This window comes from Mycobacterium sp. NPDC003449 (assembly GCF_053588415.1).
In genome coordinates this window covers 77,357-91,643 of record NZ_JBSFPX010000003.1, presented here as the reverse complement: position 1 = coordinate 91,643, position 14,287 = coordinate 77,357, and the positions used below count along the sequence as shown (strand labels likewise).

The 14,287-nt window shown below is 65.2% G+C and carries 14 protein-coding genes; 9 read left to right on the top strand and 5 right to left on the bottom strand.

The genetic code is table 11. The features are described from left to right. Window positions 1-7: 7 nt before the first annotated feature. The 4 genes from ACWDTP_RS02005 to ACWDTP_RS01990 form a co-directional block, all read right to left on the bottom strand. Window positions 8-874, bottom strand: a complete 867-nt coding sequence (locus ACWDTP_RS02005; RefSeq protein WP_450016046.1) for a mycofactocin-coupled SDR family oxidoreductase — start codon at window positions 872-874, stop codon at window positions 8-10. A gap of 82 nt (window positions 875-956) precedes the next feature. After that, window positions 957-1,364 (bottom strand): VOC family protein, encoded by a 408-nt coding sequence (locus ACWDTP_RS02000; protein WP_450016044.1) that lies wholly within the window; start codon window positions 1,362-1,364, stop codon window positions 957-959. Further along, window positions 1,361-2,866 carry a CoA-acylating methylmalonate-semialdehyde dehydrogenase gene (gene mmsA, locus ACWDTP_RS01995; RefSeq protein WP_450016042.1) on the bottom strand — a complete coding sequence of 502 codons (1,506 nt, stop codon included), beginning with the start codon at window positions 2,864-2,866 and terminating at the stop codon, window positions 1,361-1,363. The genes ACWDTP_RS02000 and mmsA overlap by 4 nt, the downstream gene beginning before the upstream one ends. Before the next feature lie 50 nt (window positions 2,867-2,916). Further along, window positions 2,917-3,477, bottom strand: a complete 561-nt coding sequence (locus ACWDTP_RS01990; RefSeq protein ID WP_450016040.1) for a cupin domain-containing protein — start codon at window positions 3,475-3,477, stop codon at window positions 2,917-2,919. 265 nt (window positions 3,478-3,742) lie between these two features. On the opposite strand from ACWDTP_RS01990, the gene ACWDTP_RS01985 reads away from it, so the two are divergent. Together ACWDTP_RS01985 and ACWDTP_RS01980 are read left to right on the top strand one after the other, a co-directional pair. Continuing rightward, window positions 3,743-4,675 carry an alpha/beta hydrolase gene (locus ACWDTP_RS01985; RefSeq protein WP_450016038.1) on the top strand — a complete coding sequence of 311 codons (933 nt, stop codon included), beginning with the start codon at window positions 3,743-3,745 and terminating at the stop codon, window positions 4,673-4,675. 142 nt (window positions 4,676-4,817) lie between these two features. Further along, window positions 4,818-6,176, top strand: a complete 1,359-nt coding sequence (locus tag ACWDTP_RS01980; RefSeq protein ID WP_450016036.1) for a lipase family protein — start codon at window positions 4,818-4,820, stop codon at window positions 6,174-6,176. A 9-nt stretch (window positions 6,177-6,185) separates the two neighbouring features. Here the strand turns inward: ACWDTP_RS01980 and ACWDTP_RS01975 are convergent, their stop codons facing one another. Then, window positions 6,186-6,728, bottom strand: a complete 543-nt coding sequence (locus tag ACWDTP_RS01975; RefSeq protein WP_450016034.1) for a TetR/AcrR family transcriptional regulator — start codon at window positions 6,726-6,728, stop codon at window positions 6,186-6,188. Window positions 6,729-6,813: 85 nt separating this feature from the next. Here ACWDTP_RS01975 and ACWDTP_RS01970 point away from each other — a divergent pair, with 85 nt between their 5' ends. The 7 genes from ACWDTP_RS01970 to ACWDTP_RS01940 all read left to right on the top strand — a co-directional run bounded on the left by ACWDTP_RS01970 (window position 6,814) and on the right by ACWDTP_RS01940 (window position 14,259). Continuing rightward, a complete protein-coding gene (locus ACWDTP_RS01970; RefSeq protein ID WP_450016032.1) occupies window positions 6,814-7,731 on the top strand; it encodes a TIGR03564 family F420-dependent LLM class oxidoreductase in 918 nt (305 codons plus the stop codon). 72 nt (window positions 7,732-7,803) lie between these two features. Then, window positions 7,804-8,649: an LLM class F420-dependent oxidoreductase gene (locus ACWDTP_RS01965; protein ID WP_450016030.1), complete on the top strand. Its 846-nt coding sequence runs from the start codon at window positions 7,804-7,806 to the stop codon at window positions 8,647-8,649. Between the two features lie 283 nt (window positions 8,650-8,932). Next, a complete protein-coding gene (locus tag ACWDTP_RS01960) occupies window positions 8,933-9,724 on the top strand; it encodes an ABC transporter ATP-binding protein (protein ID WP_450016028.1) in 792 nt (263 codons plus the stop codon). Beyond that, window positions 9,721-10,551: an ABC transporter permease gene (locus ACWDTP_RS01955; protein ID WP_450016026.1), complete on the top strand. Its 831-nt coding sequence runs from the start codon at window positions 9,721-9,723 to the stop codon at window positions 10,549-10,551. Before ACWDTP_RS01960 ends, ACWDTP_RS01955 begins: the two co-directional genes overlap by 4 nt. A gap of 20 nt (window positions 10,552-10,571) precedes the next feature. Continuing rightward, entirely contained in the window at window positions 10,572-11,585 is a 1,014-nt protein-coding gene (locus ACWDTP_RS01950) for an ABC transporter substrate-binding protein (RefSeq protein WP_450016025.1), read from the top strand. 38 nt (window positions 11,586-11,623) lie between these two features. Further along, window positions 11,624-13,153 (top strand): amidase, encoded by a 1,530-nt coding sequence (locus ACWDTP_RS01945; protein WP_450016023.1) that lies wholly within the window; start codon window positions 11,624-11,626, stop codon window positions 13,151-13,153. A 5-nt stretch (window positions 13,154-13,158) separates the two neighbouring features. After that, a complete protein-coding gene (locus ACWDTP_RS01940) occupies window positions 13,159-14,259 on the top strand; it encodes an acetamidase/formamidase family protein (protein WP_450016022.1) in 1,101 nt (366 codons plus the stop codon). The last annotated feature ends 28 nt before the right edge of the window (window positions 14,260-14,287 follow it).

The following is a 14,287-nucleotide window of genomic DNA, read 5'->3' as shown; positions in this document are numbered from 1 at the left end:
TCGGACGTTATTGGTTGTCCAAGGCCATTTTCGTCATGTTGAGTCCGGGCATGACCATGTGACCGCCCTCGACCAACATCTCAAGGCCTGTCGTCCATCGTGATTCGTCGGAGGCGAGCCACAGCACCGCCTCGCTCATGGCCTGCGGCGGCAGCAGGCCGACGTCCCGGAGAACTGCCCAGTACTTCGCGCCCTGTAGATCCTCTTTGACACCGTTTCCGGGCCCCTTGCCCGCGCAAAGGTCGTAGCCACCTTGCCAATCGAGGGCGGGCGTATCGGTAGGCCCGGGCAGCAGCGAGTTGACCCGGATGCCGAACTGGCCGAATTCGAGTGCTGCGCTCTTCGCCAACCCGAGTACGCCATGCTTCGATGCCACGTAATGGACGTAATGGGGCGACCCCTCAACGCCGTTGCCGGACGAGGTGATGATCACCGAGCCACCTCCGCGCGCCTTCATGGCGGGAGTTACCGCCTTCAGCGTGCGCCAGGGTCCCATGATGTTGACGTTGAGTACATCCAGGAACTCATCTTCGGGGATATCCGAGAACGGGTGCACGGTCCAGATTCCGGCGTTGGCCACCGCGACATCGAGTCCGCCGAAGGCCTGCACCCCCTCGGCGACCAACCTGTCCAGCGGGGCCTGCTCGCGGACGTCGCCCTGGTGGGCGATGATTCGCCGGCCCAGAGCTTCGACCTCCTTGACCGTGATCTCCAGGTCGGTGGCCGTGCCAACCGGATAGGGAACCCCTCCGTTCGCCGGGCAGTCGAAGGCGAGGATGTCCGCACCTTCCTGGGCGAGGCGGATAGCGTGTGCGCGTCCCTGACCTCGAGCCGCGCCGGTGACCAGGGCGACTTTTCCTTCCATGCGTCCCATGTCTACTCCTTTACTGGGTGATTCGATTACGGCTTGCCTTCCGGCGAGACCGACTGTGGTGCAACGGATGTAGGGCGATACCTCACCCGCTCGGCCTGATCAGTTGGAGAAGTACGTCAATTCCTGGCGGCTCGGCCCAGACATGTGTGGCGTCTCCCATCAGAATCGGTGCCGCGATCGGCTCCGGACGCCCGGGCCCTCGGATGGCGCAACCCGCCAGTTCCGGACCATCGGCGTGGGGTAGCCGTAGTGCTACGTGGTCGAGTTTTGCCGGTGCTCCGTCGAGGGCCGTATCAAGCACGTCCCGGTCGTGGACGGTGTACAACTCGACCTCTGCTCCGGACACGTCGAGGAACGCCGCGCTGATGCTCATGACCGGAACCTCAACCTTGCGGGCCACGTCGACGCCAAACCGATCACACCAATGTGTGAGGGCCGAGTCCAGGTCGCGTACCAGGATGCCGACGTGGTCGAGTCGGGGCGGGGTCACTGGCTGCCCGCCGCGACAAAGTGCGGAGCAAGCCCCGGCGTGGGCTCTGTCCAGCGCTGGGTGACGACCTTGGACCTCGTGTAGAAGCGGTAGGCGTCGTAGTTGAGCCCGTCGTCTCCGAACCGCGAGTCTCCCCATCCGCCGAAGCCGAACCAGGAAATCGGCACGGGGATAGGCACGTTGATCCCTACGCTTCCGGCCGATACACCCCGGCTGAATCGGCGGGCGGCCGTGCCACTGCCGGTGAAGATGATGGCGCCGTTCCCGTAGGGGTTGTCGTTGACGATCTGCAGGGCCTGCGCGAGGTCTTGGGCGCGCAGCACGCTCAGCACCGGCCCGAACACCTCGTCGCGGTAGAGATCGCTTTCGACGTCGACGTGGTCGACGAGACTGGGACCGATGAAGTAGCCGGCTCCGGGCGCCGTCCGTTCACGGCCGTCGACCACGAGCCGGCCGCCTTGCTCGACGGAGCGTTCCAGCGCGCCACGGACCCGATCGAGTGCGCCCTCCGAGATCAACGGCCCCATGTCGATACCCGACGCGGCGCCCGGGCCCACTCGGAATGCATTGGCGCGCTCGGCAATCCTGGCCACCAACGCATCTGCCGCCGAGCCGACGGCGACCGCGACCGTCACGGCCATGCATCGCTGACCGGCGGCGCCGTAGGCCGCCGACACCAGCGCATCGGCCGCGGCATCGAGGTCTGCGTCGGGCATCACCACCATGTGGTTCTTGGCGCCACCGAGGGCCTGCACCTTCTTATCGGCCGCGGCCGCGCGCCGGTATATCGCCCGCGCGACCGGGGTGGAGCCGACGAACGACACTGCGGCGACATCGGGGTGGTCGATGAGCGCCTCGGCTGCCTCCACACCGCCGTGCACCACGTTGAGCACGCCGTCGGGCAATCCTGCCTCGCTCGCGATCTGCGCCAACCGCACCGATGCCGAAGGCACCTGTTCACTCGGCTTGAGCACGAACGCATTCCCGCACGCGATGGCGGCGGCAAACATCGACACCGGCACCATGGCCGGAAAGTTGAACGGTGTGATACCGGCACACACACCGAGCGGTTGCCGGAAGGAGTACGTGTCGACCCCATTGGCAACCTGCTCGGCGTACTCCCCCTTGAGCTGCTGCACAACCGAAAGCGACACGTCGATGGCCTCAATCGACCGCGCCAGCTCTCCCCTGGCATCTGCCAGCGTCTTGCCTTGTTCGGCCGTGATGATCGACGCCAGGTCGTCCACCTGCTCGTGCAGCAGTACCCGGAACCGATGCAGCACCGATGCGCGGGCAGGGCCGGGGGTGTCGGCCCAGGCCACCGCCGCGGCTCGCGCACTGGCAACAGCGTCGTCGACGACGTCGGCACCGCCCAACGCAACGGTCCCGGTCACGCGCCCGGTAGCGGGATCATGGATCTCGGCTCGCGGCCCCTCCGTCGAGAGGATGGCCCCGCCGCCGATCCAATGCGGAACGGTGTCAAGAGATACATCGATGGTCACAGCAACTCCAATGGTTCAGTAATGCCAGATATCCGAAACGACAATCACGTTCAGGCGTTGCTGCGAGGATGAGGAATCTCGGGGAACATCTCCAGGCCGTAGTTGACCTTCAGGTTCTCGACCTCTGCCTGCAGCTGCTCGGGCGTCCGGAGCTCGCGGTCGCGCGCCTCGTAGAAGTACTTGTCGATACCGCCGTTGGGCTCGAAACCCTCGCTGTCGGGTCCGGGCACGAACACCACGAGTATCCGGGCTTCGTCACCGACCACCTCATAGGTGTGCCGCTGATCCTTGCGGCCCCAGACGAACTGGCCCTTCTTGGCGTTGTACGAACCGGCCTCGGTGTGGATCTTTATCTCGCCGTCCATCACGAAGAAACCCTCTTCTTCGCGGTGGTGGATGTGCCAGACCGGTTCGGTACCGCGCACCCAGTTCGTCTCGATGACGATCAGCTGGCCGTTGGTGGTCTCACCGGTCGCGTGGATCCAGAAATCGACGCCGGTCATGAAATCACCGGTCATGTTGAAGTGGATGTCCTCGCGGTGGGAGACGTAGCTCTCGCCATCGCGTGAAGTTGACGGTTGGATCTGGTCGACGTCCGATCTCGTGGCCATGTCAATCCCTCTTTTCGTCGTTGCGACGCCGTGCGCCGGTGTCCGGTGCCACGGCCTTGGCAAATTTGAGATTAGACTCACAGTCGAAGTTAGTCAACATAGTGTCCACTTTGAACGACCAGGGCACCCCCCTGCATCGTCACCGGAAACTCGACAATGTGTTGACTATCACCAACGGATAGTGCACGCTCGGATTCACCCCGTGGGCCTGAACGGAAGACCCGCTCGAAAATGGAGGTCCCCCAGTGAAGTTGGAGCCCTACGCATGAGTGTGCTGCACACGCAGGCCCAGCAGTTGTTGCAGTCACTGGCCCAGCGCCCGGCCGTACCGCCGTGGGAGATGTCGATCGCGGCCTACCGGGAGGCCGGCGAGAAATTGATCGCGTTGGCCGGCGACATCGATACGCGCTGCACGGTAAACGATTTCACGATTCCGGTGCGGCAGGGGGCGCTCGCGGCGCGGGGCTACCGTCCAGCTGCGGCTGGGCCGGCGCGGCCGGGCGTTGTCTACCTGCACGGCGGGGGGTTCGTACGCGGAAGCCTCGACAGCCACGATCGGCTCTGCCGAAAGCTCTGCGCGCGGGGCGACCTCAACGTGATCTCGGTTGCGTACCGCCTGGCACCAGAAGATCGGTTTCCCCGGGCTCACCATGATGCCGCCGATGCGGTCTCCTGGGTGAGTGAACATGCGGATCGGCTGGGCATCGACGTCGACGCTCTAGCGGTCGCCGGTGACTCCTCCGGGGGCGCACTGGCGGCCAGCGTCGCGCTTGCTTCTCGTGACCAGGGCCCTCCGGTTAAGGCCCAAGGTCTGCTGTGCCCCGCACTCGACGCCACCATGAGCAGTGACTCGGTCGAACGGTACGCGGACGGCCCGTTCCTGACCCGGGCCGCGCTTGAATGGACCTACGACATGTATGTACCCGAGACCGACGATAGTCGTTCGAGCCTTGCCTCACCGTTGCTGACGCAGAATCTCCGAGGCGCCCCGCCCGCTGTGATCATCAGCGCTGCGGTGGATCCCGTCGCAGACGACGCCCACCGCTACGGTGAAAGGCTCGCTGCGGCAGGAATCGAGGTGCGAGCCCACGAGTACGACGGCATGCCGCACAGCTTCCCGTTACTGGCGGGCGTACTCGACGACGGCGATCACGCCATCACCGTATTCGCGAGGGAACTCGCTGCCTTGCTCGGCTAGATCTGCCGATCTAATACCTTACAGCACAACACATTAGCGACCCAAAGCAGTTCCAACTAGTTGTGAACTGTCGCCCAATGCTGCCCTGACCTCACTGTGGCACCCACCCCTCGCCAAGCTGTCCAACCAAAGGAAACCACCGATGATTCCCCTTCCGGGCGACGAATGCGCGCACGTCCATCCCCGATCACCGGGGATCTGGCTGAGGGCGCTGATCATCGCCTTGTGTGTCATTGCGTCATCACCGTTTTCGGCGAACGTGCCGGTTGCCCGGGCTGACGAGTCGCGGTACTGGGCGTTCTACACTCCGCCGAACCCCCTGCCCCCGGGCGCGCCGGGTGACCTCATCCGAACCGAACCTTCCAGGCTGGTCCTGGAGCCGTCCGGACAACTGGGCGCATTCGTGGGGACCGGGACTCGAATCATGTACCGCAGCACCGATGCTCAGGGTCATCCCGTGGCGGTCACCGGTACCTATATCGAACCTGACGTCCCCTGGCCCGGCAGTGGGCCCCGCCCGCTGCTCGCCTACGCCACGGCCCCGTACGGGATGGGAGAGCAGTGCGCACCTTCTCGCCTGTTCAACCAGGGTATCCATGCCTCCTTGGACACGGGTTTCGATCTGATGTTCAATCTCGAGGAGGGATTCATCGCGACGCTACTCGCGCGGGGTTACGCCATCGTGGTCACCGACGGTGTCGGACTGGGAGTGCACGGTCAGATGGCCCCACAGTTCCTCAACCGGGTGGCGGGCGGGACGGCACTCAACGACGCCGCGCGGGCTGCGATGAGACTGCCCGACACCACATTGGATCCGCATGGGCCCGTCGCGTTCTGGGGCTGGCTGGCCGGCGGCGGACATACCGCGTTGGCGGCAGCCGAACTGGCCGGCACATACGCACCCGAACTCAATATTGTCGGAACCTATGCCAACGGCGCGACCACCGATCTGCCGAGCATGCTTCCGCCCCTTGACGGGAACCAGCTCGCCGGATCACTCGGATGGGTGCTACGAGGGATTCAGGAGGCGTATCCCGAGATGGCACAACCGATCGCGGATTCCCTCACTCCACGCGGCCTGGAGATGCTGGCCAACACCAGTCGGCAATGCATGATCCAAACCGGCATCGACTACGCGTTCCGGCATCTGCAGCCATGGTTCAAGAAGGACCTCTATCAATCGGTGCGGGAGGAGCCACTCAGCTCCATCCTGGCGATGCAGCGTATTGGAAACGTGAAGCCGACCGGACCGGTGTATCTCTCACACAATCGATGGGATTCGTTCGCACCCTACGAGTCGGTCGTGGCCACCGCGCGAGATTGGTGCGCGCTGGGAGCCGACGTCACGTTGTGGACCAACGAACAACCACCTTTCCTCAACAAGATGAACACGAATGCGCTCTTGACGGCTTTCGTCGACGGCGAGCGCAGCATGGCGTGGATCGGCGATCGCTTCGACGGGTTGCCCACCGCACCCACCTGCGGTCAGCTGTCGGAGTGACCGCCCACCCTATGCGCGGAGGCCGTCGATGAGAATCCGCACCAGCCGCTTCTGCTGGCGCTCATCACGATCCGGCTGCTCCCCCACCCAGGCGATAGCCGCCGCCATATCGAGCACATCGTCGATATCGGCGTCGGCCCGCAAGGCGCCCGCGTCCACCGCGCGGGCGAGCAGCGTGGCGCCGGCGGCCCGCGACGCCCGGCAGGCCTCCTTGCCGTCGTCATCATCGTCCGGTGGGGCCACCAAGCTCCGCGCCAACCCGTCGAATACGCCGGCCTGCCCGATGTAGACACTCAACCACTGCCCAAGGGCGGCAACCGGATCGGTGTGGTCGGACAGTTTGGCGCCCAGCGCGGCGATCTCGCGCAGCCCGTCTTCGATGACCGCGAGAACCAGTTGATCACGGGTAGGGAAATGGCGGTACAGGGTTCCTGGCCCGACGCCGGCGCTGCGGGCGATGTCGTCCAGGGACGTCCCGACGCCGGAGCGCAGGAACGCCACGTATGCCGCGTCGACCACCTTGCGTCGGTTGCGCACGGCATCGGCTCGCACGAGTACCCCTCTCGACAATCGGAGACAGTCTCCATATAGTGAGCGGAGACTGCCTCCGAATACTACCCAGGCCCCCGAGGACACCATGCGAATCACCGGCACCGCCCTGCCTGAACCCGGTCACCTTTCCGGTCTGCTCGCCGTCGTCAGCGACGCCGAACAGGCCGGATTCACCCGGGCCTGGTTACCGCAGCTGCCCGCCCTGGCCGGCACCGCGCCGTGGGATGCGCTCACCACGCTCGCACTGGCCGGACAACTTGCCACCCGGATCCAGTTGGGCACCGGGGTCGCCATCGCCTACCACCAGCACCCGCTGACGCTGGCTCGGCAGGCCTTGACCACCAACGCCGCCGTCGACGGCCGACTGACGCTCGGCCTCGGTGTGAGCCATCCCTCGATGATCGAGGCGCTCGGCTACTCCTATGAGCGCCCGGCGCAATACCTGCGCGAGTACCTCGAGATCCTGATCCCCGCGATGGCCGGCGAGGCCGTGGACTACCACGGCACCAGGCTCACCGCTGTCGGCCAGGTGGACCTGCCCGGGGCACCGGCGCCCGCCGTCGTTCTCGCCGCGCTCGGGCCACAGATGCTCGACCTCGCGGGCTCGATGACCGACGGCACGATCACCACCTGGACCGGTCCGAAAACGCTGGAGCACAGCATCGTTCCTCGAATCTCCGCGGCGGCCTCGGCAGCTGGACGACCCGCACCACAGGTCATCGCCGGCCTGCCGGTGATGGTTACCTCCGATCCGCAGGCCGGTCGAGACTCCATCGCGGCGGCGTTCGCGATCGCCGGGCAGGTACCCGCCTACCGGACGGTGCTGGACGCCGAGGGTGTCGGCGGCGTCGCTGACGTCAGCATCGTCGGCGACGAGGAACACGTGGTCGCGCAGTTGCGCCGGTTCGCCGACGCCGGCGTGACCGAGTTCGTCGGCTTCCCCTTCGGCGACACCGATACCGTCAAGCGCACCACCGCACTGTTATCGGGAATGCGGTTGTGACGCACCAGATGCCGGCCAGCTCTACGCACGCATGCCGGAATACTCCTGCGCGAGCGGCAGGTTGATTGAGCCATGAGTAATCCGAACCTGGGCACCTTCGGCGTTTTCGGCCTGCACGGACAGTGGAAGCAAGTGACCGCAGCGCAACTGCGGAACATCGAGGCGCTCGGCTACGGAGCCATCTGGGCGGGTGGCTCGCCGCCCGCCGAACTCGACTGGGTCGAGTCACTCCTGGAGCCCACCGAGAAGCTGCAGGTGGCAACCGGCATCGTCAACATCTGGTCGTGGGCCGCCGGTCGGGTTGCGGAGTCGTTCCACCGTATCGAGGCGGCCTACCCCGGACGGTTCCTGCTCGGGATCGGGGCCGGGCACCCGGAACTGATCGCCCAGTACACGAAGCCCTACGACGCGCTCACCGAGTACCTCGACAAGCTCGACGAGTACGGCGTCCCCAAGCACCGGCGGGTCGTCGCCGCGCTCGGCCCACAGGTGCTCAAACTGGCCGCGCGCCGCAGCGCGGGAGCCCACCCCTACCTGACCACCCAGGAGCACACCGCCCGGGCGCGGGCTCTTCTCGGACCGGATGCGTTCATCGCCCCGGAGCACAAGGTGGTGCTGACCACCAACCCTGAACGGGCCAGGGCCGTCGGACGCGAACATCTCGACGTCTACCTCGCAGGGTCCAACTACGTGAACAACTGGAAGCGATTGGGGTTCAGCGATTCCGACGTCGCCGCGCCCGGTAGCGACGCCCTGATCGACGCCCTCATCGCGTATGGCAGCACCGATGCCATCGCGGCCAGGCTCAACGAGCATCTTGCCGCCGGCGCCAACCACGTACCCGTGCAGATCCTGACCGAACCCGACAAGCTGGTTCCCGCGCTCGCCGAACTGGCCGGACCGCTCGGGCTCAGCTGAGGCCTACCCGCTTCCCGCGTGCGGCGGGAACCCTGTCGACCTGACGCCGTGCGGCATCCCCGCCGACTCGAGGCAATTTTGCACAATCGGTTGCTCAGCCGCTGAACCTGTGCTTCGCTTACTCCACTGCGACCGGACAGACGGCTGAATGTCCACATCGAGTTCATGTGTTACCTCGCAGGAAAAACCTGACTGACCTCGACGGGAGACACATCTACATGACTGATATATCGGTTATCTATCGGCTGCCCGCCGGCGAGATGCCTGCGTCCCGGGCGCTGCTATGACACCCCGGCTGCAAGTCGTCGGAGTGGACAAGGAGTTCGACACAAAGACCGGCACTGTCCAGGTGCTGCGCGGGTTGAACCTGCACGCGGGCCGTGGTGAGTTTGTGTCGATCGTCGGGCCCAGCGGCTGCGGCAAGTCGACGCTGTTCAACATCATCACCGGCCTTATCGCCCCCACCGCCGGCTCGGTGCGGGTCAATGGCGAGGAGATCACGGGAACGACGTCCCGGCACATCGGCTATGTCCTGCAGAAAGATCTCCTCTTTCCGTGGCGGACCGTCCTGGAGAATGTGGTGCTCGGACTGGAAGTACGCGGGACACGCAAAAAGGAAGCCCGCGAGCGCGCTCGCAGCCTTTTCGCCGCTTACAAACTGGAGGGCTGCGAGGACAAGCACCCCTCCGATCTCTCCGGCGGTATGCGGCAGCGTGCCGCACTGATGCGGACGATGGTCACCGACCCCGACATCATCCTGATGGACGAGGCCTACAAGGCGCTCGACTACCCACTCAAGATCGCCCTGGAAGGCGAACTCCTCGAAACCGCCAGGGCAACAGGCAAAACAGTTGTCGCAGTCACTCACGACATCGAAGAAGCGGTCACCATGTCCGACCGGGTGTATGTGCTCAAAGCGCATCCGGGCGAGGTCGTCTCGGAACTTCGCGTCGACCTCGGAACATTGAGTACCGACATCAACGAACGGCGGTTGGCACCTCGCTTCAACGAGTTCTACGAGAAGATCTGGCGCGGCATCGGCCGGCAAGAGGACCAGAAGCAGGTGGTGGCATGACCGCCGTCTTGACCAAATCACCTGAGCGGATTCGCCCGGCCAGGCGGAGACCCTCCGTGGTGGTGGCCCAACGGCGCCGCATCGGCCTGCACACACTGCAAGCCCTGATCGTCGTCTCAGCCTTGGCCGCATGGGAATTCGGTGCCCGAAGCGGAGCCGCCAGCTCGTTCCTGTTCGGCAGTCCCAGCTCGGTGTGGAACGTATTGATCAAACGCGCGGCAACCGGCGAGCTGTGGACCGACATCGGTATCACGACTTCGGAAGTCCTGCTCGGCTTCCTGGTGGGAGCCGTCGGCGGTTCGGTTCTCGGCCTGCTGCTCTGGTACTCCCGATTCGTCGCAGATCTCACGGGTCCGTTCATCGCGGCCATCGGCTCGATCCCGGTGCTCGCTGTCGCACCGCTGACGATCATCTGGTTCGGCACCGAAATGACCTCGAAGGTGGTGATTGTCGCGTTCTCCTGTGTGGTGGTGTCCTTGACCACCTCATACCGCGGCGCGCGCCGCACCGACCCCGACTTGATCAACCTGATGCGGTCGTTCGGCGCTACACGTTCACAGATCTTCCGCAAGCTCGTCGTCCCGTCAGCGATGACCTGGGTGGTGTCCGGTTTGAAGCTCAACATCGGTTTCGCACTGGTGGGTGCCATCGTCGGCGAGTACATCAGCTCGGATGCCGGTGTGGGACACATGATCCTGCTGGGCAGCTCCAACTTCACCATCTCCCTGGTCATCGCGGGCATCGCGATCGTCATGGTCATGGTGCTCGTCTTCAACATCCTCGTCACCACCATCGAGCGGTTCCTCGGTCATTGGGAAAGGTCCTGAACATGAATGCTCGAACGCTTATGCGCCGCTTCACAATCGTGCTGAGCTCCGCCGCGCTCATCACCGCGTGCGGCGGGCCTGCCAACGAATCCGCCGACGGCAGCGCCAAAGTGCGCATCAACCAGGCCTTCCAGTCCCTGCTGTATCTACCGCTCTACGTCGCGCAGGAGAACGCCTACTTCACCGAACAGAACGTGAACGTCGAGATCGCCACCGGCGGTGGCGGTACACAGTCCTGGGCCGCTGTAGTCGGCGGGTCGGCGGACTTCTCGATTCAGGATCCGGTATTCGTTCCGAAGTCACATGAGAACGGCGGGCCAGGGGTGGTGGTCGCGGCCATCCAGAACGCCCCTTCGGTGTTCGTGATCGGCAGGGCGGACAGTGGCAGCCCCGACTTGGACGACCCGGACGTGCTCGAGGGCAAGAAGGTGGTTGTCAGCCCGGAACCCGACACCAGCTGGGCTTTCATGAAGTACCTCATCGATCAAAAAGGCCTGGAGAACGTGACGTTGGTCAACGTGGCGCTGGGCAGTGAGCTCGCTGCCGTCGCAGGGGGTCAGGCCGACCTCGCACTGTCGTTCGAGCCCACCGTGAGTCAGGCTGTGGTCGATCAGGGGCTGAAAGTCGTCTACTCCTTTCCCGCCAACCCGGACTGGTACCCGTTCGCGTTCTCCAGCCTGACCACCACTGATCGGTATCTGCAGGAGAATTCCGCCGCGGCCCAAAGCGTCGTCACCGCGATCGCGAAGGCGTCGCGCTTCATCTACTCCGATCCTGAGGCGACCATCGACATTGCGGCGCAGTACTTCCCGGACCTGCCCCGCGAAGTGGTCCAGGCCGCGGTGGAGCGTGAGATCGACGCGAAGGGTTACGCCGAGGACGTCACGGTCACCAAGGAATCCTGGGACAACAACATGAACATTTCCCTGTTCACCAAGAACATCGCCGAGTACCCGTCCGATGCCACCTCATATGAGAACAACGTCAACACCGAGTTGGCCACCAGAGCCCGCGACGCGCTGCAGGCCGGCTGACCGTCGCCGCAGTACGCACCACTATCGAAGGAAACGCCATGCCTGTCCCGTCACCCGGTTTGACCGACCTCGCACACATTGCCACACGGTATGGTCTCGGCTTGTCCGATGACCAACTCGCGGCGTTCTCCACCCACGTCGAAGACCTGCTCGACTCCTGGGACGTCGTCGAGAAGCTCACCGGCGAAACCGCGCTGCCGGCCCCGACGAGAGCATGGTCGCAGCCCGAACACAATCCGCTCGGAGCCTGGAGCGTGACCTGCGAGGTGAAGCAGACCGACCAGGGAGCTCTGGCGGGCCGAACGGTGGCGATCAAGGACAACGTCGCGGTCGCCGGAGTGCCGATGACGAACGGGTCCGCCCTGGTCGAGGGCTACGTCCCGGACCGGGATGCCACGGTGGTAGCACGTTTACTGGCCGCGGGCGCCACCATCACAGGCAAAGCGGTGTGTGAAAATCTCTGCTTCTCCGGCGCCTCACACACGGCGGCCTCCGGGCCGGTGCGCAATCCGTGGGATCACACCCGGACCGCGGGTGGATCCTCCAGTGGCAGTGCGGCTCTGGTGTCCTCCAACGCTGCCGACCTGGCCATCGGTGGCGACCAGGGCGGGTCGGTGCGGTTGCCCGCCGCGTTCACCGGCATCGTCGGCCACAAGCCGACCCACGGTCTGGTGCCCTACACCGGGGCGTTCCCGATCGAGCAGACCCTTGATCACCTTGGCCCGATGACGAGAACCGTGGCCGACGCCGCACTCGTCCTCGGCGTCATCGCGGGTTCTGACGGTATGGATCCACGGCAACACGGCGACGTCACCGTGCCGGACTTCCTCGGCGAGCTGGATCGATCAGCCGCCGGGCTGCGAGTTGGTCTGGTGCGCGAGGGGTTCGGGCATCCGGAGTCGGTTCCCGGCGTCGATGCTGCCGTGCGTGCCGCGGCAGATCGGCTACGCGACGCGGGGCTGGCGTGCGAAGAGGTGTCGGTGGCGTGGCACGTGAACGGGAAGAGGATCTGGGACGTCATTTCCGTCGAGGGCGCCACGGCGCAGATGGTCGACGGCAATGCCTACGGCATGAACTGGCGGGGACGCTACGACCCGGCCCTGATCACGCACTATGGCGCCCGGTGGCGAGCCGACGGCACCTCGTTCCCGGATACGGTAAAGCTCGTTGTCCTGGCCGGACGCCACGCGATCGACCGTCACTACGGCGCGCACTATGCGATGGCACGCAACCTCGTGCCTCACCTGCGGGCCGCATACGACGCTGCGCTGTCGCGGTTCGACGTTCTGGTCATGCCCACCACCCCCATACTGGCCAGTCCGATCCCGCCGCCGGACGCCCCGCTCGACGAATATCTGGCACGGGCATTGGAGATGATGGCCAACACCGCCACCTTCGACGTGACGGGTCATCCGGCCTGCAGTGTTCCGGCCGCCACGGTGGATGGCCTACCAACCGGCATGATGATCATCGGCCGTCAATTCGATGACGCCACCGTGCTGCGTGTGGCACACGCATACGAGCAGGCGATCGGCGGCTTCCCCACTCCCCCGGTTCAGGCACGATGAGCGCTATGCACGAAATCGAGCTCGACTTGACGAAGTCGCTGGTGGACGACCCCCATGCCGGACACAACCGCTGGCATCCGGATATCCCGGCGGCACTGCGCTGCGCTCCCGGGGACACCGTGGCCCTGCGAGCCCGCGACGGCTACGACGGCCAGATCACCCGGCACTCCACGGCCGCCGATGTGCTTCGGATGGACACCGCCCGAATCCATCCGCTCACGGGACCGGTGCACATCGAGGGTGCCGAACCAGGCGACCTCCTGGTCGTCGATGTGCTGTCGGTGCAGACCGGGGACTTCGGCGCTACCCTGAACATTCCCGGATTCGGTTACCTGCGTGACGAATTCACCGAACCGCACATCGTGCGATGGGAGATCGGCGACGGGTTCGCACGCTCGGCAGACCTGCCCGGTGTCCGGCTGCCGGGTGCGCCCTTCATGGGTGTCATGGGTGTCGCACCGTCGAGGGAGCTCTTCGATCGCACCAGGATCTCGGAGCAGCGAGCGGCCGACGAGGGTGCTCTGGTCGAACTGCCCAACCCTGTCTCCGCCGTACCGCCGGACCGGCCCGGCGATCCGGCCAGACGCACCATCGCCCCCACCGAGGCCGGCGGCAATATCGACATCAAGCATCTGACCGCGGGCAGCCGGGTCTATCTGCCGGTGTGGGTGCCGGGTGCACTGTTCTCAGTCGGCGACGGACACTTCGCGCAGGGCGACGGTGAATCATGCGGTGCGGCAGTCGAAACCAGTGCCAGGGTGGTCCTGCGGTTCGACCTGCGAAAGGGGGCGGCGGCATCGGGCGATATCCGGCATCTGCGTTTCGAACGGCTCAGCGAAGGCCCGCCGGACGTCGCGAGTCGTCCGCATTTCGCCGTGACCGGAACCCCGGTCGACGCCGACGGGAGGATTCACCCAGAGAACCTCAACCTGGCCACGCGAAATGCGCTCAGGTCAATGGTCGACCATCTGGCCGGGGATCGCGGGCTCACCCGCCAGCAGGCCTACGCGCTGTGCAGTGTCGCCGTCGATCTGCGAATCAGTCAGATCGTGGATGTGCCCAATGTCCTGGTGTCAGCCATGGTGCCCACCGATATCTTCGAATGATCCGTCTCCGCTGAGATCTCGCCGCGGC

What these genes read in the sequence shown, in the direction of transcription:
- ACWDTP_RS01970 (WP_450016032.1), top strand. Translation starts at nt 6,814, where the DNA reads ATGCGAATCACCGGCACCGCCCTGCCTGAACCCGGTCACCTTTCCGGT.
- ACWDTP_RS01955 (WP_450016026.1), top strand. Translation starts at nt 9,721, where the DNA reads ATGACCGCCGTCTTGACCAAATCACCTGAGCGGATTCGCCCGGCCAGG.
- ACWDTP_RS01950 (WP_450016025.1), top strand. Translation starts at nt 10,572, where the DNA reads ATGCGCCGCTTCACAATCGTGCTGAGCTCCGCCGCGCTCATCACCGCG.
- ACWDTP_RS01940 (WP_450016022.1), top strand. Translation starts at nt 13,159, where the DNA reads ATGCACGAAATCGAGCTCGACTTGACGAAGTCGCTGGTGGACGACCCC.
- ACWDTP_RS01960 (WP_450016028.1), top strand. Translation starts at nt 8,933, where the DNA reads ATGACACCCCGGCTGCAAGTCGTCGGAGTGGACAAGGAGTTCGACACA.
- ACWDTP_RS01980 (WP_450016036.1), top strand. Translation starts at nt 4,818, where the DNA reads ATGATTCCCCTTCCGGGCGACGAATGCGCGCACGTCCATCCCCGATCA.
- ACWDTP_RS02005 (WP_450016046.1), bottom strand. Translation starts at nt 874, where the DNA reads ATGGGACGCATGGAAGGAAAAGTCGCCCTGGTCACCGGCGCGGCTCGA.
- ACWDTP_RS01965 (WP_450016030.1), top strand. Translation starts at nt 7,804, where the DNA reads ATGAGTAATCCGAACCTGGGCACCTTCGGCGTTTTCGGCCTGCACGGA.
- ACWDTP_RS01990 (WP_450016040.1), bottom strand. Translation starts at nt 3,477, where the DNA reads ATGGCCACGAGATCGGACGTCGACCAGATCCAACCGTCAACTTCACGC.
- ACWDTP_RS01985 (WP_450016038.1), top strand. Translation starts at nt 3,743, where the DNA reads ATGAGTGTGCTGCACACGCAGGCCCAGCAGTTGTTGCAGTCACTGGCC.
- ACWDTP_RS01945 (WP_450016023.1), top strand. Translation starts at nt 11,624, where the DNA reads ATGCCTGTCCCGTCACCCGGTTTGACCGACCTCGCACACATTGCCACA.